Raw genomic sequence first — 22543 nt, 5'->3', positions numbered from 1 at the left:
ACGACGCGTCCGGGAACGACGCGTCCGGGAACGACGCGTCCGGGAACGGAGAAGCGGGCGTCCTCCCAACCCGAAAAAGGAGGACGCCCGCGAGCGGGCCACGGCGCGCCAGGGAACGCGCCGACAGGGACACCCGCTCGAACCGCGGGGCCTGTTGCAGCACATCGGCCCCGCGAACGGCCCGGTGATCGGATCAGGAGACCACCGGACCGAGGTTCTGCATGCAGAGTATCAGTGGGTCGGCACTCGTGCAAGCGCGGCGTCGGACTCTGGCAGGATTGCGGGCATGGCGACGACCGTGACGGCTCCCCGTGGCATGCGTGACTTCCTCCCCGCGGAGAAGGCCCGTCGGGAGCACGTCCTCGGCGTGATCCGGGGCGTGTACGCGCGACACGGGTTCGACGAGATCGAGACGCCCGTGGTCGAGGACGCCGCACGCCTGCACTCCGGTCTCGGCGGCGACAACGAGAAGCTCGCGTTCGCGGTCATGAAGCGCGGACTGTCCACCGAGGACCTGCAGCAGGCTGAGGCGCCGCTCGACCTCGCCGACCTCGGGCTGCGGTTCGACCTCACGGTCCCGCTCGCCCGCTTCTACGCCTCCCACCGTTCGGAGCTGCCCACGGTCTTCCGCTCGGTGCAGATCGCGCCCGTCTGGCGTGCCGAGCGCCCCCAGAAAGGCCGCTACCGCCAGTTCGTGCAGTGCGACATCGACGTGCTCGGCGAGCCCGGGCAGCTCGCCGAGATCGAACTGATCCGTGCGACCACGGCGGCGCTCGACGCCCTCGGGATCGCGGGCACGACGATCCGGATCAACGACCGTCGGATCCTGCTCGGGCTCCTCGCCTCGTGGGGCATCACCGAGCCGGCGACGGCGGACCGGGCCCTCATCACGATCGACAAGCTCGACAAGATCGGAGCCGACGGCGTCGCAGCCGAACTGCGCGAGGTCGTCGGGGCCGAGCTGCCCGGGCTCGAGGACACGATCCGTGCGCTCGAGTCCGCCGACTGGGACGCGGTCCGGGGTGCTGCCTGGCTGGAGCCGGACGCGTTCGCCGACCTCCTCCGCCTGCGGGAGGCCCTGCCGGGGGTCGACCTGCGCTTCGACCCGACGCTCGTGCGCGGCATGGGGTACTACACGGGGACGATCTTCGAGGTCGCGCACCCGGACTTCGGCTACAGCCTCGGCGGCGGCGGCCGGTACGACGGCATGATCGGCCGGTTCCTCGGCCAGGACGTCCCGGCGGTGGGCTTCTCGCTCGGCTTCGAGCGGCTCGTCGACCTCGTGACGCTCCCGGAGTCCGCCGAGTCCGACGCCGTCGTGCTCGTGCACGACAAGGACGTCGACCCGGTCCGGCTCGCCGCGCTCAAGGCCGAGGCGCTCGGGTCGCACCGTCGGGTCCGCCTGGAGCGCCGGACGAAGAACACCAAGAACCTGCTGGCCGGACTCGCCGCCCAGGGCTTCGACGCCTTCGCCACGGTGCGCGCCGACACCGAGACGCTCGACGGCGTCGAGTTCCGTCCACTGGCCTGGACCCGCAAACACCACCACCGAACTCGTAGGGAGTACCCCGTGGCCCAGATCGATGCCGTAGGAGCACGCGAAGTCCTCGATTCCCGAGGCACCGGCGCGTTTGAGGCGTACGAGCTCCGTGACGGCGACGCGAACCGCTACGGCGGCAAGGGCGTCCTGAAGGCCGTCGACGCCGTCCTCGACGAGATCGGCCCGGCGCTCGAGGGCTTCGACGCCACCGACCAGCGCCTCGTCGACGCCGCGCTCATCGAGCTCGACGGGACCGAGAACAAGTCGCGCCTCGGTGCGAACGCGATCCTCGGTGCCTCGCTCGCCGTCGCCCGCGCCGCCGCCGACTCGGCCGACCTGCCGCTGTTCCGCTACCTCGGCGGCCCGAACGCGCACACGCTGCCGGTCCCGCTGATGAACGTCGTCAACGGTGGTGCCCACGCGGACACCAACGTCGACATCCAGGAGTTCTTCCTCGTGCCCTACGGCGCCGAGAGCTTCTCCGAGGCGCTCCGCTGGGGCGTCGAGACGTACCACGCCCTCAAGGGCGAGCTGAAGAAGCAGGGCCTCGCGACCGGCCTGGGCGACGAGGGCGGCTTCGCCCCCGAGCTCGCCTCGAACCGCGCCGCGCTCGACTTCCTGCTCGCCGCGATCGAGAAGGCGGGCTTCACCCCGGGCAAGGACATCGCGCTCGGCCTCGACGTCGCCGCGACCGAGTTCTTCCACGACGGCAAGTACGCGTTCGAGGGCAAGCAGCTCTCGAGCGAGGAGTTCACCGGGTACTTCTCGGACCTCGTCGCGAACTACCCGCTCGTCACCATCGAGGACGCCCTGGCCGAGGACGACTGGGAGGGCTGGAAGCACCTCACGGCCGAGCTCGGCTCGAAGCTCCAGCTCGTCGGCGACGACCTGTACGTCACGAACCCGAAGCGCCTCCAGCGCGGCATCGACGAGCAGGCCGGCAACTCGATCCTGGTCAAGGTGAACCAGATCGGCACGCTGACCGAGACCCTCGACGCCGTCTCCCTGGCGCACCGCCACGGCATGACCGCGATCCTGTCGCACCGCTCGGGCGAGACCGAGGACACCACGATCGCGGACATCGCGGTCGCCGTCGACGGTGGGCAGATCAAGACCGGTGCCCCGGCCCGTTCGGACCGTGTCGCGAAGTACAACCAGCTCCTCCGCATCGAAGAGGAGCTCGGCGACGCCGCGGTCTACGCCGGCCGCACGGCGTTCCCGCGTGCAGCCGCGCTGTAACCCACGACACCACCGAGACGCCGTCCTCCTCCGGGAGGGCGGCGTCTCGTCGTTCCCGGGCTCCGCCCCCGCCCGTCGCGCGGGCCACATCTGGCACGCTCGGCCCCGAGCGGCGACAGGTTTCGCCCGCTCGACGGACCACCGGCGGCGTGTTGTGCCCGCTCGGGCCGACGGGGGTGACGGGGGCGACGGCGCGGCGGGGAGCACGGGCGGGAGCACGGGCCACGGAGCGACAGGGTGACAGGACGATGGCGAACGCGGTCGGCGGAAGCGACCACACGCCGGGACGGGACCGGCGGGGCGGGCCGGCACCGCGCCTCCAGGCCGGCTGGGAGGCGACCCCACGCCCGCGTGCCGGTCCCGGTCCGACCCGCCCAATCGGGTTATCGTCGTGACGTGCCCAGCCAGAAGCCCCGCGTCCGCCGCGTCCCCGTGGCCATGCCGGCGTCCGGTGGCCACGAACAGCCCTGGTACCGGACCATCCGGTTCTCCGGCTTCAGCCTGCTCATGCTCGCGATCATCGTGCTGTTCGTCGTGGTGCTCGCACCCTCGCTCCGGACGCTCGTGCAGCAGCAGGAGCAGATCGCCCAGCAGCAGCGCGAGGTCGCCGCTCAGAAGGCCGACGTCGCGCAGAAGAAGCAGGACGTGGCCCGCTGGGACGACCCGGCGTACATCGAGGCGCAGGCCCGCGACCGGCTGCTCTACGTCTACCCGGGCGAGGAGAGCTACCTCGTGATGGGGTCTGGCGAGGGCTCCGGGGACACGAAGGCCCGCACCGACTCGGGCAGCCCGGTGAGCTCGACCGTGCAGACGCCGAAGGTCGACTGGGTGCAGGCGATGCTGTCCTCGGTGCTCGAGTCCGGGCTGACGAAGAAGACCACCGACCAGCTCGTCGCACCGGACGTCTCGGGCACCGGCGACCCCACGGGCGCGGCCACCAGCGACACGAAGTAGGCCGAGCGCCGCGACTCGGGTAGGCTCACGTGCCCGTGACGACCCCTCCCTTCGACCCGCCCTCCGAGCACGACGTCCTGGTCGTGTCGGCGCAGCTCGGCCGACCGGCGCGCGACGTCATCGGGATCGCGGCACGCTGCGTCTGCGGCAACCCCACCGTCGTGTCCACGAAGCCGCGGCTGGGCAACGGCACCCCGTTCCCGACGCTCTACTACCTGTGCCACCCGGCGGCCACCGCCGCCGTGAGCACCCTCGAGGCGAACCAGGTCATGCCGGAACTGGCGGCCCTGCTCGAGGACGAGACCGTGGCGGCGCAGTACCGTGCCGCGCACGAGTCCTACCTGGCCGACCGCGAGTCGATCGAGCACGTCGACGAGATCGACGGCATCAGCGCCGGTGGCATGCCCACCCGCGTGAAGTGCCTGCACGCGCTCGTCGGCCACGCCCTCGCTGCCGGACCCGGCGTCAACCCCATCGGCGACCTCGCGCTCGAGCGCATCGAGTGGTCGCCCTCCCGGTGTGAGTGCCGGGCGTATGATGGCATGGCAGACGCTGGAGTCGGGGCGGGTGGCGGCGAACTCTGACCAGCCTCCCGGCAACCACCCCACTCCAAGGAGATCATCCCCCGTGCCCAAGATCCTCGTCGTCGGCGGCGGTTACGCCGGTTTCTACACCGCCTGGAAGCTCGAGAAGCACCTTCGTCAGGGCGAAGCCGAGGTCACCATGGTGGACCCGCTGCCCTACATGACGTACCAGCCGTTCCTGCCCGAGGTGGCCGCCGGCTCGATCGAGCCGCGTCACGCGGTCGTCTCGCACCGTCGTCACCTCAAGAAGACCCGCGTCGTCACGGCGAAGGTCACGAAGGTCGACCACGCCACCAAGACCGCGACGATCACCCCGGCCGAGGGCGAGGCGTGGGAGGAGTCCTACGACCAGATCGTCATGACCGCCGGTGCCGTCTCCCGCACCTTCCCGATCCCGGGCGTCGCGGACGAGGCCATCGGGCTGAAGACCATCGAGGAGGCCGCGGCGATCCGCGACAAGATCCTCGTGAACTTCCACAAGGCAGCGACCCTGCCGGCCGGTCCCGAGCGTGACCGCCTGCTCACGGTCGTCGTCGTCGGTGGTGGCTTCGCCGGCATCGAGGTGTTCGCCGAGCTCCGCTCCTTCGCGTCCGACCTGCTCAAGAGCTACCCCGAGCTGTCCTTCGACGACACGCACTTCCACCTCGTCGAGGCGATGGGCCGCATCATGCCCGAGGTGTCGCTCGAGACCTCGCACTGGGTGCTCGAGAACCTCGCGTCCCGCGGCGCCACCGTGCACCTCGAGACGCAGCTCGCCTCGGCCGAGGGCGGCGTCTGCCAGCTCAAGGCGAAGGACGACTCGATCGAGACCATCGAGTCCGACCTCATCATCTGGACCGCCGGCGTCATGGCGAACCCGATGGTCAAGGGCACCGACTTCCCGCTCGAGCAGCGCGGCCGCATCCGCGTCCAGCCCGACCTGCGGGTCGTGGACGACGAGGGTGTCGTCGCCGACGCGTGGGCCTGCGGCGATGTCGCGGCCGTGCCGGACCTCACCGGCGGCGGCGTGGGCGGCTTCTGCGTCCCGAACGCCCAGCACGCGGTCCGTCAGGCCAAGCAGCTCGCGAAGAACCTCGTCGCCGTGCTCCGTGGCGAGGCGACGAACGACTACAAGCACGAGAACCTCGGCGCCGTCGCGGGCCTCGGTCTCGGCATCGGTGTCTTCCAGTCCGGCAAGTTCGCGATGAAGGGCTTCCTCGCCTGGGGCGCCCACCGCGGCTACCACGGCCTGGCGATGCCGTCGTGGGAGCGCAAGTGGCGCGTCATCGGCGACTGGGTGGGTGGCTTCTTCCTCGGCCGCGACATCGCGTCGCTCGACGACCGCGAGACCCCTCGTGCTTCGTTCGAGGCCTGGGCCTCGCGGCCGAAGCCCGCGGTCGAGGCGTCGGCTCCGGCCGCCGCGGCGCCGGCCCCGGAGGAGGGCAAGCCCGCCGACGCGGCCGGCCCCGCGTACGCGACGCCCGCCGAGGACGTCTCGAAGGACGCGCAGCCGGTCGAGGCCGCTGCCGACGCCAAGTAGGCGTCGCACCGCACGCACGCACGACACGACGGCCGTCGCCCCGGTGGGGCGGCGGCCGTCGTCGCGTCGGTAGGCTGTTGCGGCTGCGCCCCCGTGGCCCAACCGGTAGAGGCATGCGACTTAAAATCGCCGAGTTGTGGGTTCGAGTCCCACCGGGGGTACGGAACGTCGCCACTGCGAGGACCACCTAGCATCGTGTCCGTGGTCGGACTCGGAAGCGCCCTCGCGAACCTGCGCAACGCCCTCGGACGCCCCGAGGCCCACGTCGAGGTCGTCGACGGCGAGACCGTCCCCACCGGCATGCTCCTCGGCACGCTCGGCGCCCTGCTCCTCGACGCCGGCAGCTCCGTCACCGACGTCCGCTCGGCGCTCGAGAAGGCCCGCGACGCCGCCGGGGTGGGGCCGACCCTCGCCGTGGGGGTCCTGCCCGCGCTCGTGATGGTGAGCGAGGTCGCGACGGGCGCCGCCACGATCGTGAACGCCGAGGGCATCGAGCTCTCCTCGCGCCAGGCAGCCCGCGCGAACCGGCTCGTGCTCGGCCTGGAGAGCGGGTCGATCGGCCTCGCCGAGATCCCCGCCCGCGTCCGGGCCATCCGCGCGGGCACCGTGCCGCCCCCGGCCCTGCCGTGGATCGTCGGCAACGCCCTGAGCGGTCCTGCTCGCGCTCGGCGTCGGCGCCCTCGTCGGGGTGATCAGCTTCGTGCTGCGCCGCTTCCGCGAGGCCGTCGCGATCATCCCGTTCCTCCGGCTTCGACCACGTGCCCCTGTTCGCCGTGTGCGCGCCCGTCGCGGTGTTCGTCCCGGGTGCGCTCATCACGAACGCGCTGCTCGAGCTCACCGCGGCGGACATCGTCACCGGGTTGGCCGCGGGCATCGCCGCCGGCAGCGCGCTCACCGGACTGCGGGTCGACCCGGCCTCCGCGGCGCTCGTGGGGGAGGTCGCCGGCGTCGGCACGGACCGCGGCGGGTGGGAGGCCGTGCCGTCCTACTGGGTGTCGTGGGTGGCGGTCGTCGGGCTCGCGGTCGGCCTCGGCCTGGTCTTCCGGTCCGGGTGGCGGCTGACACGACGCCGGTGTGGGGAAGCGTCGTCGCGACGGGAGCGGCGGCGGCCCTGCTGTTCGTCGCGACCCGACTGCTCGAGCGGCTCGTGCCCGTGATCCCGGCGACCGTGTCGTTCTTCCCCGCGTTCCTGCTCCTCGTCCCCGGGACGGTCGGGCTGGTGGCGGTCGCGACGTTCGACCCGCAGGCGCTCGGCGTCCCCCTCGCGACGTTCGTGTCGCTGTGCATCGGGACGAAGATCGGCGGCCTCCTGCCCGGGCTCTTCGCACGTAACGCACCACACCCGCGCGCGGACGCGACCGACGCGGCCCGCTGAGTGCGGCGGTCGCCGGGACGGGACGGACGACGGACGGGAGGCGCGTGACGGGCCCGCCCCGTGCCTCCCGTCCGGTGTCCACGCACCACGTGACGGACGTCGCGGTTCAGCGTGCCGTGTCGCCGCCGACGGCGGCGCCGGGTCGGCGACCCCGGGACCCGTCGGCCGGATCGCCGAGCCGGCGTAGACCGCGGCCGCCAGGGCGAGGGACGCGACCGCGAGACCGACGTACCGGCCCCGGGCCGCGTCGAGCAGCGTGGCACCCGCGGAGCCGGCGAGCGGGACGAGCGAGACGACCAGCGCACCGATGCCGCCGACGCAGAGCGTGGTGGTGAACTCGGAGCCGAGCGCGGTCCAGAAGCCGGTGTCCGGGGTCACGGAGTGCAGCACCCAGCCGCCCGCGGCCAGACCGGACCCGAGACGGAGTGCGCCGGTGTCGGCTCCCGGGCGGCCGACCGGGACGAGGACGGCGCCCACGACCAGGGCGGGGGAGACGTCCGTCGTCCGGGTGAGCGCGCAGGCGACGAGCGCGGCGAGGACGAGCCACGGCGAGACGCGGAAGCCGACCGTGCCGCGGTCGCGCCCCGCAGCCCAGTGGGTCGCGGGGTCGCGACCACCACGGCCGCGGTGAGCACGGCCGAGCAGCCGGCGAGCACGGCGACGGCGAGGCGGACGTAGCGGGCCTCGAGACCGACCCCGACGCCGAGCAGCGTCGCGACCGTGACGATCCCGACACCGAGCGCGACGGCTGCCCAGGTGGGCAGCACGTCGTCGCCGAGGCGACGCTCGGCGCGCGTGCGGTTCCGGCCGAGGACGCCGGCGAAGGGGTTGCGGAGCCACGCGGTCCGGAGGCGTCCCCGCGCCGCCGCACCGACGAGGGCGAGCGGCGTCGTGACGAGGACCAGGAACCCGGCGGCGACCGCGGTCGCCACGAGGACGGTGCCCCACGAGAACGACGCTGCCAGCGACGGCACCCCGCGGTCGGGTCGCCCGCGGTGCCGCTGCCACCCGTCGTGCCGCCGGGGCCGCTGCTCGCGCTGCCCGGCGCGCCGACGCCGCCCGCGGTCGGCGTCGTGCCGGGCGTGGCGCCCGCGGTCCGGCCCGGGGGACCGGTCGGCGATGCGTCCGACGCCGTGCCCGACGGGGTGCCCGGTGCCGTGCTCGGGGACGTGGTGGAGCCGCTCGCCCGGACACGGATCGCGGGGGAGGACGGGGACACGTTGCCCGCGGCGTCCTGCTGCAGGGCGGTGACCGCGTGCGTGCCCCCGCTCAGGACCGAACCCTCGGTCGAGCAGCGCCAGCGGCCGTCGTCGCCGACCCGGGTGCGGCAGACCGGAGCGCGGTCGACGTACGCCGTGACGGTGGCGCCCGGCTCGCCCGAGCCCGCGATCGTGGTCCCCGCGGCGTCGATCGTCGACCCGGACCGCGGCGTCTCGATGCGCGGGGCGGACGGCGGCGTGCGGTCGAGCGTGACGGTGCGCGGCGTGGACGCGGCACTGCGGAGGTCCGATCGGTAGCCGCCCGCGGTGCTCGCCGTCTGCGAGCCCGTCACGGTGAGGCGGCCGTCCTGCGCGGCGACCGACCCGAGCGCCACGGTCCAGGTGCCGTCGGCGCGCACGGTGGCGACCGCCTCGCCGCGGGCGCCGACGACGCCGACGGTGACCGTCGCGCCGGGCAGGCCCGTGCCCGAGAGCGGACCCGCGGTCGGACCGGCGGTGGTGACGGACGGCGGGACGACGACGTCCGAGGCGGGGGCGCTCGACGAGCCCAGTGCGGTGTCGTCGCGGTCCGTGACGCTGAACACCTGCTGCGGACCCGAGCGGACCGTCGCCATGCAGGCCCAGGAACCGTCGGTGCCCACCGTGGTCGTGCAGCCCGTCCCGCCCGGACCGGTGATCCGGACGGTGTGTCCGGGGGTGCCCGTCCCGTGCAGGCGGACGGTCGCGGTCGTGACGTCGCCCGGGTCGGCGATGGTCGGGCGGACGGCGGGGCGGTCGGTGGGGGTCGGTGTCGGGGAGCCGGAGCCCGAGCCGCCGGCGTCGGGTGGGAGCGAGCCGAGCAGGGGCGCCGGGGTGCCCGTGGGGGCGGGTGTGGCGGTGCGCTGCGCGGGTGTGGCGGCTGCTGCGGCTGTCGTGTCGGCTGTGCCGTCGGTCTCGGTGGTGGTGGCTGCGGGTCTGGTGGCGTCCGGCGTGGCTCCGTCGGGCGTCGCGGTGCTGGTCGTGGACGTGGACGTGGACGTGGTCGTGGTGGCGGCCGTCGCCTCGGCCGGGGTGCCCAGCACGAGTGCGCCGGACAGGGCCAGCGCCGCCGCCGCGGACAGGGCGGCGACCGTGCCGACGAGTCGCCGGGCGCGGGGTCGACGGACGCGGCCGTCGCCCCCGACGGCCGTCTCGTCCACGTTGTCCCCGAGCGTGTTCACCGCCTCCATCAGACGTGATCCGCGCGCCGTGGTCAATCCGCCGCACGGATGATGTGTCCGACGGTGCACGAGCCCGCACGGCGCCCGGGCGCCCGGTGGACGCCACTCGGGAATCACCCGTGAACCGTGGCCGCGGTCGGTCCTCCCGGGAGCGCCTCGGTAGGATCGTGGGCGGCCCTCGCACGGCCACGCACCGCCCGCGGCACGCCGCGCGGTACCCGACGCGCAAAGGAGTACGCCCGATGGACACCGGACTCGTCACGACGCTCATCGTCGTCGCCGTGGTGGTGGTCCTGCTCGTCGTGGTCGGGATCGCCCTCTGGTCGAGCTACCGGTCGCTGATGTCCCTCACGGGACGGGTCGACGCCTCGTGGAACGACGTCGCCACCCACCTGCAGCGTCGCGCGGACCTCATCCCCACGATCGTCGAGACCGTGCAGGGCTACGCCACGCACGAGAAGGCCGTCTTCGCGGACGTCACGAAGGCCCGGGCGGAGACGCTCAGTGCCGCGGACGCCCCGAGCGCCTCGGTGGCCGAGGGCCACATGCAGAAGGCCCTGAAGAGCGTGTTCTCCGTCGCCGAGGGCTACCCGCAGCTCCAGTCGAGCCAGGCGTTCCTGCAGCTGCAGTCCGAGCTCGTCGAGACCGAGGACCGCATCCAGGCCGCGCGACGCTCGTACAACGGCGGCGTCCGCGAGCTGAACACCAAGATCAAGCACTTCCCCACGTCGACGTTCGCGAAGAGCAAGGGCGTGCAGGAGGCGTCGTTCTTCGAGACCGCCGAGCCCTCGGCCATCGCCGAACCCCCGCGCGTCCAGTTCTGACCGGGTCGGTCCCGGTCGCCCCGCAGCGCGACCGGTGACCGTCAGGCCGCGTCGTCCGTCGGCGTCGACTCGGGAGCGTCGGCGTCGTCCGCTGCGACGTGCGGCACGAGCGGCAGACCGAGCGCCCCGGCAACGGCTGCCGCAGCGGTGCCGCGGTCGGTGACCTCGACGCCGTCGAGTCCCTGCCACGCCGCGGTCCGCCGCAGGGTCTCCGCGAGCCGCTCGGCGTCCAGGTGCTCCCCGGGCTCCTGCCACGCCGTCCGGACCCGGAGCACCCCGCGTTGCCGGTCGCTCTTCAGGTCGATCCGCCCGGTCAGCCGGTCGTCCTGCAGGACCGGCAGCACGTAGTATCCGAACACCCGCTTCGGCGCCGGCGTGTAGATCTCGATCCGGTAGTGGAAGCCGTACATCCGCTCGGCCCGGCGACGGAACCACACGACCGGGTCGAAGGGGCTCAGCACGGCGTCCGCGGCCGCGCGCCGCGGGACCCGGGCATCGGCGTGCAGCCAGGCCCGATCCTTCCACCCCTCGACCGTCACCGGCACGAGCTCGCCGCGTTCGACGAGCTCGGTCACGGCCGCGGCAGTGTCGTCCGAGCGCAGTCGGAAGTAGTCGGCGAGGTCCGCGCGCGTCGCGACCCCGAGCGCACGGCCCGCGCGCCGCACGAGCTCGGTGACGGCGGAGGTCCGGTCGGGGGCGGTCTCGAGGGCCCGAAACCGGACCGTCCGGCGCTCACGACCTCGCCCCAGCGGAACAGCTGCTCGAGCCCGGTCTTCACGTCGCTCCACCCCCACCACGGGCCTCGGCGGACGTTCGCCTCGTGCTCGAGCAGGGCGAGCAGCTCGCGTCGGACACCGGCGGTCCGCTCGACGCCCTCGACCCGGTTCGGCCGAGCGTCGCGCTCCCGGAACGCGTCCATGCGCCAGCGGAACAGCGGCAGGTCGGTGCGGGCGACGAACGCCGCCTCGTGCGCCCAGTACTCGGCGTACGGACCGCGACGGGTCATGGTCAGACGGTCCAGCGTGGCCCGGTCGTACGACCCGAGCCTGGCGAAGAGCGGCAGGTAGTGGCTCCGCTCGAACACGTTCACAGAGTCGATCTGCAACAGCCCGAGCCGCGCGAACCCGGCCGTGAGCGTCCGGGTCGACACGGTGTCGGCGGGGGCGGCGCCGAAACCCTGCGCCGCGAGCGCGACCCGTCGTGCCTCGGCGGCGGAGAGCGTCGTCCTGACCATGAGGACGACGCTACCGAGCCGCGCCGACACGGCCCACTGACGGGTATGCCGCATCTGGAACGTCCGATGTGCCGCGTCGGTACACTCGCTGGCATGGCCTGGGGCAAGAAGACGCATCCTGATCCCGTCGTCGAGGACTCGGTGCCCACCGGCATGCGGATCGCCGGCGGTGGTCATCTACCTCGTCACGCTGTTCAGCGAGGTGCTCATCCCGTTCCTCATCGGCATCGTCGTGGCGGCGGCAGCGGCACCACGTCCCGAAGTGGATCGCGGTCGTGGTCAGCCTGGTCGGCGGGCTCGCGGCGGTCGCTGGTCTGATCTTGCGCGACCGGACGCTGTCGCAGTACGACACCATCCGCGAGTTCGTCACCAACTCCGGACTCGGGATCAGCCAGGGCGACCTCAACAAGTACCTCAGCCAGGCCACCGACTGGCTCTCGAGCAACTCGGGGTCGATCCTGTCCGGCGTCGCCAGTGCCGGGTCGTCGCTGACGCACCTGCTCGCCGGGCTCTTCGTCGTGATCTTCACCGTGATCTTCCTGCTGATCGACGGCAAGAACGTCTGGCGCTGGACCGTCCGGCTCTTCCCGAAGAAGGCGCGCGCGGCCATCGACGGCGCCGGGGTCGCGGGGTGGACCACCCTGACGAGCTTCATCCGCGTGCAGATCTTCGTGGCGTTCGTCGACGCCGTCGGCATCGGCATCGGTGCGGCCGCTCTGCAGCTGCCGCTCGTCATCCCGATCGCGGTGTTCGTGTTCCTCGGCGCGTTCATCCCGGTCGTCGGCGCGATCGTCACCGGCTTCCTCGCCGTCTTCATCGCGCTCATCTTCAACGGCTGGGTCGCCGCGGTGATCATGCTCGGCGTGATCCTCGTCGTGCAGCAGGTCGAGGGGCACATCCTGCAGCCGCTCGTGATGGGCAGCGCGGTCAAGGTGCACCCGCTGGCCGTCGTGCTCGGTGTGACGGCGGCGTCCGGGCTCGCGGGCATCGCGGGGGCGTTCTTCGCGGTGCCGCTCATCGCGACCGTCAACTCCATGGTGACGACGATCGCGAGCGGGCGGTGGAAGGGCCTCGACTCGGACCACGTGCTCGAGGCGAAGCAGCGCGACCACCACGCGAGTGTCGAGGCGAAGCGGAAGCGGCGCTGGCGGAAGCGGCACCCCGACGGCGTGCCCGCTCCCGGCAGCGACGAGCAGCCGACCGCGGCGAAGGGCACCGCGGGCTGAGCGCCTCCACAGGCCGCTCGTCACGAGTTCGCCGTGCGGCCCGGGAGCGACGATGATGGTCCCGTGACCGACACCACCACGCCCCGACCGCAGACCGCCGCGTACCCGACGCTCGCGGACATCGAGGCAGCGCGGGAGACCATCGCCGGGGTCGCACGCGTCACGCCGATGGAGACGTCGCAGTTCCTCGCCGAGCTGCTCGGCTCACCGGTGCACCTGAAGTGCGAGAACCTGCAGCGCACCGGCGCGTACAAGGTCCGCGGCGCGTACAACCGCCTCTCCGCGCTCAGCCCCGAGCAGCGTGCAGCGGGCGTCGTCGCCGCCAGCGCCGGCAACCACGCGCAGGGCGTCGCGCTCGCCGCCCGGGAGCTCGGCATCCCCGCCACCATCTTCACGCCGGTCGGCGTCGCCCTGCCGAAGCTGCAGGCGACCAGGCACTACGGCGCCGAGGTCGTCCTGCGCGGGCACTCCCCGGCGCCGTGTTCATCCCGCCGTTCGACCACCCCGCCGTGATCGCGGGCCAGGGCACGCTCGGCCTCGAGATCATCGACCAGGTGCCGGACGTCGACACCGTGGTCGTGCCGATCGGCGGCGGCGGCGTGATCGCCGGCATCGCCCTGGCCGTGAAGGGCACGGCGGAGCGGCTCGGCCGCGAGATCAAGGTCATCGGCGTGCAGGCCGAGAACGCCGCCGGATCGCCGACGGCATCGCCGTGGCCCGCCCGGGCGACCTCAACTTCCCGATCATCCGCGACCACGTCGACGAGATCGTCACGGTCTCCGATGACGACACCGCCCGCGCGCTGCTCGTGCTGCTCGAGCGGGCGAAGCTCGTCGTCGAGGCAGCGGGCGCGGTCGGCGTCGCGGCGATCATGTCCGGCGCGGTCAGGGACACCGGCCGTCGTCGCGGCGTCGCGGTACATCGGCATCCGGATCATGCTGCCGGACCGTCCGGGACAGCTCGCCCGTGTCGCGCAGGTCATCTCCGAGGCCGGCGCGAACGTCGTCGAGGTGCTGCACACCCGGCACGGCCAGGGCCTCGTCATCAACGAGGTCGCGCTCGACCTGTCGATCGAGGCCCGCGGCCCCGAGCACGCGCAAGAGGTCATCAAGCGCCTGCACGAGGTCGGGTTCCGCCCCGAGCTCCTCGAGCACTAGAGAACCCGTCAGCGGTCCGCACGGACCGCGCGCGTGGCCGTCAGCGTTCCGTCTGCGACGGGGCGGACGGCCGGGAGGCGCGTGATGCTGCCGTCATGACCCTCACGTCGATCCTCCCCTCGCTCCGCGCTTCGCTCCCCGATCCCCTCGACCCGGTGCTCTGGCCGGCGAGCACCGAGGCGACGACCGACGACGTCCGGGTGCGTGCGGTGTCCATGCAGCGACTCGCGGCGGTCGCGGGGACACCCTGCGTACACACCGCGGAGCAGGCACCGCCGCGGTACCGCCCGCGCGACTGGGTGCCGCGCGACGTCTGCGTCGCCGTGGCCGCCGTCACCCGGGTCCGGCGGCCCTGGGGCGTGCTGCTCGTCGAGCTCGACGCGGTGCTGCCCGACTGCGCCGTGCTCACCGAGGCCCGGCTGATCGGCCGCCGGTCGGTGGCCCCGGCCGCGGCGGTCACCGTGACGACGAACCCGACGGGGACCGCCGGCCGGGACGCGGTGCTGCCCGGGGACGTCGCGGTGGGGGACCTGGTGTGCTTCCCGTGCGCCCGAGCGCTGACGCACCGCGAGGTCGCGACGCTCTGACGCGCGCGCCGGGCGCCGACGCTCCCGCGTCGATGCCCGTCGAACCGGAGATGCCCGTCGAACCAGAGAACCGACGTGGAACCAGGGCGGGTGCCCGGTTCGACGTCGGTTCTGTGGTTCGTCACGTCCCGCACGGTGCGGGGCCGATCGGGCTACGGCTCGTAGCGCTCGACCTTCGTGACCGTGACGGCGATCTCCTTGCCGTTGGGCGCCGTGTACGTGGTCTCGTCGCCGGCACGCATGCCCACGATGCCGCGACGATCTCGCGGTTGCCGACGAGGAACGTCGACTCGTCGCCGGCGATCACGGCGGTGACGACCGTGCCGGGTTCGACGGTGCCGTCGAAGTCCGCTTCGCCGACCGTGGCGTGCTTGAGGAGCTCGGTGAGCTGGCGGATGCGCGCCTCGATCTTGCCCTGCTCGTCCTTCGCGGCGTGGTAGCCGCCGTTCTCCTTGAGGTCGCCCTCTTCACGTGCCGCCTCGATGCGGTCCGCGATCTCCTTGCGGGCGGGGCCGGAGAGCTGCTCGAGCTCGGCCGTCAAGCGGTCGTGCGCCTCCTGGGTCAGCCAGGTGACCTGGGGGTCGTTGCTCATGTGGGTTCCCTTCGACAGAGAACGAGACCGGCCGGTGTGGCCGGTCTCGCTCGCGAATCAGACGAGTCTAGGGAACCCAGCAGTCGTGGATCAAGCCGGTCACGCCGCGCGTCGTGGTGTTCACAGGCGTCGTGATGCTGCGGGTGCGTTCGTTCGACGGCGGCAGCGTGACGACCTTCCACCCGACGATCGAGTACGACTTGTCGAGGGCCTGCACGGCGCACTTCGCCTCGGTCCCGGGGTCGACGGACACCTGGGAGTGCACGACGGTCTCGTGGTCGGAGACGACCTGGTAACCGACGTCCGTGCTGTCGAGCCCGTGCGAGCTCTGGTCGAGCCCGGCCCAGACCACCCAGGCGGCGAACACCACGACCACGGCGGCGGCGGCCACGATCGCGAGCAGTCGGGAGCGCTTCCGGTTGCCCGCGGTGCGACCGTAGCGGTCGTCCAGGGTCGCCGCGGTGGCGCCGGCCGGAGCGGTGCGGGTGGCGTCGGGGGCGACGGGGGGAAGCGGTTCGGACAGTTCGGGGCTCCTGGGGTGATTATCCTGGTCCCAGGGTAGGCCACGCCCCGCTGTGCACCGCCCGAATCCCACTCGTCTCCGAAGGGACCCCCGTGCCGTTCCGCCTGCTGGCCGTCCACGCCCACCCCGACGACGAGTCGAGCAAGGGAGCGGCCACCGCGGCGAAGTACGTCGCCGAGGGCCACCAGGTCATGGTCGTCTCGTGCACGGGCGGCGAGGCCGGGGACATCCTCAACGACCAGCTCGGCGAGCCGGCGACGAGCCGCGCGCACCGCGACATGGCCGGGTACCGCCGCACCGAGATGGCCGCCGCGCAGGCCGCGCTCGGGATCGAGCACGTCTGGCTCGGGTACCACGACTCCGGGTTGCCCGACGCCGAGCAGGGCGAGACGGTCCGTCCGGGCACGTTCTCCACCGTCCCGCTCGAGTACTCGACCGAGACGCTCGTCCGCGTGGTCCGTCGGTTCCGTCCGCACGTGCTCGTCACCTACGACGAGAACGGCGGCTACCCGCACCCGGACCACATCCGCACGCACGAGGTCTCGGTCGCCGCCTGGCGCGACGCCGCGGACCCGACGAGGTACCCGGCGGCCGGCCCGGCGTGGGCGGTGTCCGATCTACGACGCCATGCGGGAGCGGAACCCGGAGGACACGGCGCTCGTGCAGCTCGGCGAGTGGGTCGAGCGCTTCGCGGACCGACCGGACCTGTCCACGTCGCACGTCGACGTCCGCGACCACTTCGACGCCCGTGACGCCGCGCTCCGTGCGCACGCGAGCCAGGTGCCGCCGGACAGCGCCTTCTTCTCCTGGCCGAACGACCTCCTCGCGACGGTGTGGCCCACCGAGGACTACCAGCTCGTCGAGGCACGCGTGCCCACCGACCTGCCGGAGTCCGACCTGTTCGCGGGGATCCCCGAGGACGAGGACACCACCGCGTGAGCACCATCACGGCGACGATCATCGCCGCCACGAACCCCAGCCCGAGCCCGTCGACCGTCCCGGACGTCGACGTCACCCCCGGCGTCGCGGGCTTCATCGCCATCGCGGTCGTCGCCGTGGTGACGATCCTGCTCGTGGTCGACATGACCCGTCGCATCCGGCGGACGCGCTACCGCGCCGAGATCCGGGAGCGCCTGGAGCAGGGCGACGCCGGGACCGCGACGGACGAGCCGGAGCGGCGGTCGGCCGAGGACGGCCGCACCGACGTGGGCGACGACACCGAACGCGGGTAGAAGGCACCACCGACGGACTGGCGCGGCCCGCTCAGCGGTGACGCGCCAGCGGCACGCGGGCCGCGCCGACCGAGCTTGCGAGGGAGGCGTGGCGGGACCGCCACGCGCCTCCCGTCCGTGACGCGCCCCGGAACGGTCAGCGCACCGGGTGCAGCGCCACGATGAGCACACCCACCCACTGTGCGGCGAACGCCACGACCGTCAGGGCGTGGAAGACCTCGTGGAACCCGAACACCGTCGGGGCGGGGTCGGGACGCTTGAAGCCGTACACGAGCGCCCCGAGGATGTAGGCGAGCCCGCCGGAGAGCACCAGGACCGTCATCGGGACGCTCGCGGCGAAGAACTGCGGCAGCAGGCCGAGCGCGGCGCACCCGAGCACGAGGTAGATCGGGACGTACAGCCAGCGCGGCGCACCGATCCACAGGACGCGGAACGCGATGCCCAGCGCCGCGCCGGACCACATCACCCAGAGCACGACGACCATCAGCGTGTGCGGCAGGGCGCAGATCGCGATCGGCGTGTACGTCCCGGCGATGAGCAGCAGGATGTTCGTGTGGTCGATCCGCTTGAGGACCTTCTTGACCGTCGGCCCCCACGGGAACCGGTGGTACGTCGCGGAGACGCCGAACATCAGCAGGGACGACGCCATGAAGACGGCGCTGCCGGCCTTGGCGGCCGCGCTGTCGGCGAGGGTGATGAGCACGACGCCCATGCCGGGCGGGGCGGCTCGGTGGCGGCTTCCTCGGTGAACGGGACGTGGGGGAGGGTTGCGGTCTCGTCCTGCATGGGACGACAGTAGGAGGCCTGCCCGAACGGGAGCCGAACATCCGAAGATCGGTGCACTACAGTCGTGCCGTGAGCGGCAGGGTGCAGTGGGCCGGGCGCGGGATCCTCTACCGCGCCTACCAGCGTCGTATCCGTCGCCAGATCGACGGACAGGCGATGCCGAAGCACGTCGCCATGATCGTCGACGGGAACCGCCGCTGGGCGAAGCAGCTCGGACTGGAGTCCGCGGCGCACGGGCACCGGGCCGGCGCGGCGAAGATCCCCGAGTTCCTGGACTGGTGCGACGACCTCGGCATCGAGGTCGTGACGCTGTACCTGCTGTCGTCGGACAACCTGACCGGCCGTGGCGGCGAGGAACTCGAGCAGCTCATCGGCATCATCGCCGACCTGGCCGGCACGCTCGCCGACCACCGCGACTGGCGCGTGCAGCACGTCGGGGCGGACGAGGGGCTGCCCACGGCGCTCGTCGACGCACTCGAGACCGCCGAGGCGGAGACCGCGGAGCACGCCGGCCTGCACGTCAACCTGGCCGTCGGGTACGGCGGCCGCCGTGAGATCGCCGACGCCATGCGGAGCATCGTGCGGGCGCACGGCGAGGGTGGCGGCACGCTCGACACCCTGGCCGAGGTGCTGACCCCGGAGCTCATCGGCGACCACCTGTACACGCAGGGGCAGCCGGACCCGGACCTCGTGATCCGGACGTCGGCGAGTTCTACTTCGTCGAGGCCTTCTACCCGGACCTGCGCGAGGTGGACTTCCTCCGCGCCGTCCGCGACTTCGGTCTGCGGTCCCGACGCTTCGGCGGCTGAGGGCGCGCCGGAGCCGTCCTGCGGTCGCCGCTCGTGCCGCGTCCTCCGGTGCGTCCGGTGGCCTGCGTTCGCCCGCGCCCGGGCATCCCAGTACACTCACAGGGTTCTCCACCCACGGAAGGTTGCGCCCGGCTACCTCGACCACGCCGCGTTCGGTCCCGTGCAGACCGCGGTGCTCGAGGAGCAGCGCGTGCTCGGGACGATCCAGGAGCACATGCGCTTCGGCGCCATGGAGACGCTCGACGAGCAGGACGCCCGTGTCCGGACGGTCGCCGCGCGGCTGGTCGGCCGGCGTGAGGACCAGGTCGTCTCCCAGACCGCGACGACCCCGGGGCTGCTGCACACCGCGTTCGGCCTGACCGGTGGCGTGCTCGTCGCCGCGGACGAGTACCCGTCGCTGCCCCTCGCCCTCGCGAGCGCCGCCTCGGCCACGGGCGGCCGCGTGCAGCCCGTCGTCGTCGAGTCCGGCGCCGGGTGGATGACGCCGTCGCTCATCGCGTCGCGGCTCTCGGACGACGTCACCGCGGTCGCGGTGTCCCTCGTGGACTGGCAGACCGGGTACCTCGCCGACCTCGCCGCGATCCGCGAGGTCATCGGCGACCGGCTCCTGATCGTCGACGCGATCCAGGGCTTCGGCGTCGTGGACGCCCCGTACGAGCTCGCGGACGTCGTCGCGACCGGCGGGCAGAAGTGGCTGCACGCCGGCTGGGGCACGGGCTTCACGGCCTTCAGCGACCGCGCCCTGAACCGCCTGCGCCCGGCGCTGTCCGGCCCGCAGGGCACCACCGGCTGGCCGACCGAGGTGCCCTCGGTGAAGCCCGGGGCCGCCGGGTTCCAGATGACCAGGACCGACCCGGTCGCCCAGGCCCGCACGGCCGTCGCGCTCGAACGGCTCGTGTCCGTCGGCGTGGCCGCGGTGCAGGAGCGGGTCGCCGAGCGGGTCGAGCGGGTCTTCGACATCGCCGACGAGTTCGGGCTGTCCGTCGAGTCGAGCCGCGACCCGCGCGAGCGCGCCGGGATCGTCGTGCTCCGGCCGCCGCAGGGCCGCCTCACCGCGCTGTCCGCCGCCTTCCACAACCACGGGGTCACCGCCACGACGCGGCTCGGGGTCGCCCGGGTGTCGGTGTTCGCGTCCACGACGGACGAGACGCTCGACATGTTCCGCGACGCCTGCCTGTCCTACGCGACCATGCAGTGACGCCGGTCGCGCAGGTGCGCGCGGACCGACGCGAGCCGCGCGGCGGCGTCGCCACGAGCCTCCAGGCCGGAACTGTCCCGTTCACGTGACCGTAACCTGCCGAACAGCGTGTCGGGATGCCGCTGTCGGAGGGCGGACGTAGCTTGGCCCCATCGGGCACCGCGCCCGATCGAAGCGGCCACAGTCGGTGCTTCGGGACCCGCTCCACGGCCGCGTCGAGGACAGTGACCGGGCCGCGCGCGGCCCGGGGATGGAGTGGTCGTGACCTCTCAGAACGTCTCTCGCGGAACTCAGCAGCACCACACCGCGGACTCGCCTCAGCGATCCGCGGGCGTTGTTCCGCTTCGCCGAGCACGCGGTCGTCCTGCCCGTCGTCGTCGTCAGCGAACTGGAGGCCAAGCGGAACGACCCGGAGATCGGGTACTTCGCGCGGCAGGCCCTCCGGCTCCTCGACGAACTGCGCATCGAACACGAACGACTCGACTTCCCGATCGCCCTCGCTGACGGCGGGTCGTTCCGGGTCGAGCTGAACCACTCCAACCAGTCCGGTCGCGATGAACCTGGCGAACGATGGGCTCGACGTCGTCGTCGTGTCGAAGGACCTGCCGCTCCGGGTCAAGGCGTCGTCGATCGGCATGGCGGCCGAGGAGTACCGCGCCGAGCTCGCCGTCGACTCGGGCTACACCGGCATCACCGACCTGCAGGTGTCCGGCGAGCAGATGGCCGACCTGTACGAGCGCGAGGAGATCCCGTCGTCGCAGCTCGCCGGCGTCCCGGTCAACACCGGGGTCGTCATCCACTCGGAGCGCGGGTCCGCCCTCGGTCGCGTGCACACCGCCGGGTCCGTCGCCCTGGTGCGCGGGGACCGCGAGGTCTTCGGGCTCCGCGGGCGCTCGGCGGAGCAGCGGCTCGCGATCGACGCCCTGCTCGATCCGGAGATCGGCAGCACAAGAAGATCATGGTGTTCCGGCCGCTCTACGCGGTGGGCGGCCAGGAGCTCGGCTTCCTGCCGGGCGACGCCAACGAGAAGATGAACCCGTGGGCGCAAGCGGTGTTCGACACCCTCGGCGCGCTGGTGTCCGACAACGTCCTGGACGAGGTCGTCGAGCGCGGCATGCTCGAGGTGCTCCCGCTGACGCACATCCGCGGGCGCTCCCTGCACGACGCGTTCGTGATCGTCGACGAGGCACAGTCCCTGGAGCGCAACGTCCTGCTCACCATGCTCTCGCGCATCGGGCAGAACTCGCGGGTGGTCCTGACGCACGACGTGGCGCAGCGGGACAACCTGCGGGTCGGGCGGCACGACGGGGTCGCGTCGGTCATCGAGCGGCTGAAGGGGCACCCGCTGTTCGCGCACGTCACGCTGACGCGCTCCGAGCGCTCGGCGATCGCAGCGCTCGTGACGGACCTGCTCGACTCGCCGGACCTGGTGTAGCGCGCGGGGCGGACGCGACCCCGGGACGGACGGGAGGCACGGTGCCAGCCGGCACCGTGCCTCCCGTCCGTCGGTGGGTGCGCCCGTCAGTTCGGGTGCGTCATCGACAGCACGTCCAGAGCGCTGTCGAGCTGCTCCTCGGTGACCTCGCCCCGCGACCTTCGCGGCGGCCTCGTAGCCGATGACCCGGTTGAGCGGCGTCACGATCGACGGCGAGGACTCGGCGAAGGCCCGCGCGCGCTCGAGGTTCGCCTGGAGCCCGTCGATCGTCTTGTCGGCGAGGACCCGCGAGCTGTTCGCGAGCAGGCGGATCGACTCGGCGCCCGAGGCGCCGGCCCACGCGATGGTGGCGTCGTTGCCGATCACGCGCGCGGCGACCATGAGCGTGGCCTCGGGGATGACCGGGTTGACCTTGCCGGGCATGATCGACGACCCCGGCTGCAGGTCGGGGATGTGCAGCTCGCCCAGGCCGGTGTTCGGGCCGGAGCCCATCCAGCGCAGGTCGTTGTTGATCTTCGTCAGGCTGACCGCGATGACCTTGAGCGCGCCGGACGCCTCGACCAGGGCGTCACGCGCGCCCTGCGCCTCGAAGTGGTCGAGCGCCTCGGTGATCGGCAGCCCGGTGTCGGACGCCAGCTGCGCGATGACGCGCTGCGGGAAGCCCTTCGGGGTGTTGATGCCCGTGCCGACCGCGGTGCCGCCGAGCGGGACCTCGGCGACGCGGGGGAGCGTCGCCTGCACCCGCTCGACCCCGAGCCGGACCTGGCGCGCGTACCCGCCGAACTCCTGGCCGACAGAGCGTCGCCTTGGCCTCGAACGACTCGGCGAGGTGCTCGAGCGCCGGGACGAGGGTGCGGATGAGCGCCTCGGTCACGGCGACGTGCACGGAGGTCGGGAACACGTCGTTCGAGGACTGCGACGCGTTGACGTGGTCGTTCGGGTGCACGTCCGACCCGGCGATCCGGGTGGCGAGCGTCGCGAGGACCTCGTTCATGTTCATGTTCGACGAGGTGCCGCTGCCGGTCTGGTAGACGTCGACCGGGAACTGGTCGTGGTGCTGCCCGCCGATGATCGCGTCCGCAGCCTGCGCGATCGCGTCCGATACGGCCGGGTCGACGATGCCGAGCTCGCCGTTGACGACCGCGGCGGCGCGCTTGATCCGGGCGAGCGCGACGATCTGCGCCGACTCGAGGCCGGCACCGGAGATCGGGAAGTTCTCGACGGCACGCTGGGTCTGGGCGCGGTAGAGCGCCGACGCCGGCACCCGGACCTCGCCCATGGTGTCGTGCTCGATGCGGTAGTCGCCCTCG

At 72.8% G+C, this 22543-nt stretch carries 20 protein-coding genes, 1 tRNA gene and 7 pseudogenes; 20 read left to right on the top strand and 8 right to left on the bottom strand.

The features are described from left to right. Positions 1-286: 286 nt before the first annotated feature. From hisS to HUN58_RS20260, 8 genes and pseudogenes are all read left to right on the top strand, one after another. Positions 287-1477 (top strand): annotated as a pseudogene (gene hisS / locus HUN58_RS11590) (histidine--tRNA ligase); the annotation flags it as partial. A gap of 93 nt (positions 1478-1570) precedes the next feature. After that, the gene (gene eno / locus HUN58_RS11585; RefSeq protein ID WP_208745729.1) at positions 1571-2779 is read left to right on the top strand and encodes a phosphopyruvate hydratase; all 1209 of its coding nucleotides are present in this window, start codon (positions 1571-1573) and stop codon (positions 2777-2779) included. Between the two features lie 396 nt (positions 2780-3175). Further along, positions 3176-3733, top strand: coding sequence for a septum formation initiator family protein (locus HUN58_RS11580; RefSeq protein ID WP_058743366.1), 558 nt, complete (start codon positions 3176-3178; stop codon positions 3731-3733). 35 nt (positions 3734-3768) lie between these two features. After that, positions 3769-4317, top strand: coding sequence for a DUF501 domain-containing protein (locus tag HUN58_RS11575; protein WP_058743368.1), 549 nt, complete (start codon positions 3769-3771; stop codon positions 4315-4317). 43 nt (positions 4318-4360) lie between these two features. Continuing rightward, a complete protein-coding gene (locus tag HUN58_RS11570) occupies positions 4361-5836 on the top strand; it encodes an NAD(P)/FAD-dependent oxidoreductase (RefSeq protein WP_114848905.1) in 1476 nt (491 codons plus the stop codon). A gap of 87 nt (positions 5837-5923) precedes the next feature. Next, positions 5924-5997, top strand: a tRNA-Leu gene (locus tag HUN58_RS11565). A 597-nt stretch (positions 5998-6594) separates the two neighbouring features. Next, the gene (locus tag HUN58_RS20265) at positions 6595-6993 is read left to right on the top strand and encodes a hypothetical protein (RefSeq protein WP_217488520.1); all 399 of its coding nucleotides are present in this window, start codon (positions 6595-6597) and stop codon (positions 6991-6993) included. Then, the gene (locus HUN58_RS20260; RefSeq protein WP_217488519.1) at positions 6990-7211 is read left to right on the top strand and encodes a hypothetical protein; all 222 of its coding nucleotides are present in this window, start codon (positions 6990-6992) and stop codon (positions 7209-7211) included. Before HUN58_RS20265 ends, HUN58_RS20260 begins: the two co-directional genes overlap by 4 nt. A gap of 374 nt (positions 7212-7585) precedes the next feature. Here HUN58_RS20260 and HUN58_RS20545 read toward each other — a convergent pair whose 3' ends face one another. Further along, positions 7586-8185, bottom strand: coding sequence for a hypothetical protein (locus tag HUN58_RS20545; RefSeq protein ID WP_254631461.1), 600 nt, complete (start codon positions 8183-8185; stop codon positions 7586-7588). A gap of 293 nt (positions 8186-8478) precedes the next feature. Then, a pseudogene (locus HUN58_RS21065) lies at positions 8479-8763 on the bottom strand (hypothetical protein); the annotation flags it as partial. Between HUN58_RS21065 and HUN58_RS20535 the strand changes: the two are divergent. Further along, complete coding sequence (locus tag HUN58_RS20535; protein WP_254631459.1) at positions 8738-9682, top strand: hypothetical protein; 945 nt, start codon at positions 8738-8740, stop codon at positions 9680-9682. The pseudogene HUN58_RS21065 and the gene HUN58_RS20535 sit on opposite strands and share 26 nt — an antisense overlap. Before the next feature lie 190 nt (positions 9683-9872). Then, a complete protein-coding gene (locus HUN58_RS11550) occupies positions 9873-10454 on the top strand; it encodes a LemA family protein (protein WP_174778750.1) in 582 nt (193 codons plus the stop codon). Positions 10455-10495: 41 nt separating this feature from the next. Here the strand turns inward: HUN58_RS11550 and HUN58_RS21060 are convergent, their stop codons facing one another. Both HUN58_RS21060 and HUN58_RS21055 read right to left on the bottom strand, forming a co-directional pair. Then, the gene (locus HUN58_RS21060; RefSeq protein ID WP_368075742.1) at positions 10496-11029 is read right to left on the bottom strand and encodes a crosslink repair DNA glycosylase YcaQ family protein; all 534 of its coding nucleotides are present in this window, start codon (positions 11027-11029) and stop codon (positions 10496-10498) included. After that, positions 11026-11688 carry a crosslink repair DNA glycosylase YcaQ family protein gene (locus HUN58_RS21055; RefSeq protein WP_368075741.1) on the bottom strand — a complete coding sequence of 221 codons (663 nt, stop codon included), beginning with the start codon at positions 11686-11688 and terminating at the stop codon, positions 11026-11028. Before HUN58_RS21055 ends, HUN58_RS21060 begins: the two co-directional genes overlap by 4 nt. A 275-nt stretch (positions 11689-11963) precedes the next feature. Between HUN58_RS21055 and HUN58_RS11540 the strand changes: the two genes are divergently transcribed. The 4 genes and pseudogenes from HUN58_RS11540 (at position 11964) to HUN58_RS11530 (ending at position 14658) form a co-directional block, all read left to right on the top strand. After that, on the top strand, positions 11964-12914 hold the full coding sequence (locus HUN58_RS11540) for an AI-2E family transporter (RefSeq protein WP_208745512.1): 951 nt from the start codon (positions 11964-11966) through the stop codon (positions 12912-12914). Positions 12915-13082: 168 nt separating this feature from the next. Beyond that, positions 13083-13734, top strand: a pseudogene (locus tag HUN58_RS21050) (threonine/serine dehydratase); the annotation flags it as partial. Next, the gene (locus HUN58_RS21045; RefSeq protein ID WP_368075804.1) at positions 13697-14071 is read left to right on the top strand and encodes an ACT domain-containing protein; all 375 of its coding nucleotides are present in this window, start codon (positions 13697-13699) and stop codon (positions 14069-14071) included. The pseudogene HUN58_RS21050 and the gene HUN58_RS21045, both read left to right, overlap by 38 nt. Before the next feature lie 95 nt (positions 14072-14166). Further along, the gene (locus tag HUN58_RS11530) at positions 14167-14658 is read left to right on the top strand and encodes a hypothetical protein (RefSeq protein WP_058742778.1); all 492 of its coding nucleotides are present in this window, start codon (positions 14167-14169) and stop codon (positions 14656-14658) included. Between the two features lie 152 nt (positions 14659-14810). Here the strand turns inward: HUN58_RS11530 and greA are convergent. Both greA and HUN58_RS11520 read right to left on the bottom strand, forming a co-directional pair. Next, positions 14811-15250 (bottom strand): annotated as a pseudogene (gene greA / locus HUN58_RS11525) (transcription elongation factor GreA). A 67-nt stretch (positions 15251-15317) separates the two neighbouring features. Further along, positions 15318-15641, bottom strand: coding sequence for a DUF4307 domain-containing protein (locus HUN58_RS11520; RefSeq protein WP_167510018.1), 324 nt, complete (start codon positions 15639-15641; stop codon positions 15318-15320). 224 nt (positions 15642-15865) lie between these two features. Between HUN58_RS11520 and HUN58_RS11515 the strand changes: the two genes are divergently transcribed. From HUN58_RS11515 to HUN58_RS11510, 3 genes are read left to right on the top strand one after another with little or no spacing between them, the layout of a single operon-like run. Beyond that, complete coding sequence (locus tag HUN58_RS11515) at positions 15866-16525, top strand: PIG-L family deacetylase (protein ID WP_368075740.1); 660 nt, start codon at positions 15866-15868, stop codon at positions 16523-16525. 28 nt (positions 16526-16553) lie between these two features. Continuing rightward, on the top strand, positions 16554-16712 hold the full coding sequence (locus tag HUN58_RS21040; RefSeq protein WP_368075739.1) for a hypothetical protein: 159 nt from the start codon (positions 16554-16556) through the stop codon (positions 16710-16712). Next, positions 16709-17005, top strand: a complete 297-nt coding sequence (locus HUN58_RS11510) for a hypothetical protein (protein WP_141860508.1) — start codon at positions 16709-16711, stop codon at positions 17003-17005. Before HUN58_RS21040 ends, HUN58_RS11510 begins: the two co-directional genes overlap by 4 nt. Positions 17006-17141: 136 nt before the next feature. Here the strand turns inward: HUN58_RS11510 and HUN58_RS11505 are convergent, their stop codons facing one another. Continuing rightward, entirely contained in the window at positions 17142-17717 is a 576-nt protein-coding gene (locus tag HUN58_RS11505; protein WP_208745511.1) for a hemolysin III family protein, read from the bottom strand. 143 nt (positions 17718-17860) lie between these two features. Here HUN58_RS11505 and uppS point away from each other — a divergent pair. From uppS to HUN58_RS11490, 3 genes and pseudogenes are all read left to right on the top strand, one after another. Next, positions 17861-18600, top strand: a pseudogene (uppS, locus tag HUN58_RS11500) (polyprenyl diphosphate synthase). Positions 18601-18814: 214 nt separating this feature from the next. Then, positions 18815-19798: an aminotransferase class V-fold PLP-dependent enzyme gene (locus HUN58_RS11495; protein WP_208745728.1), complete on the top strand. Its 984-nt coding sequence runs from the start codon at positions 18815-18817 to the stop codon at positions 19796-19798. Positions 19799-20132: 334 nt separating this feature from the next. Next, positions 20133-21233, top strand: a pseudogene (locus tag HUN58_RS11490) (PhoH family protein). 86 nt (positions 21234-21319) lie between these two features. Here the strand turns inward: HUN58_RS11490 and HUN58_RS11485 are convergent. Beyond that, positions 21320-22512 (bottom strand): annotated as a pseudogene (locus tag HUN58_RS11485) (class II fumarate hydratase). Positions 22513-22543: the final 31 nt, after the last annotated feature.

The organism is Curtobacterium sp. Csp1 (assembly GCF_013347185.1).
Note: the sequence above shows the minus strand (reverse complement) of the source record. Positions and strands in the feature narration are given on the sequence as shown.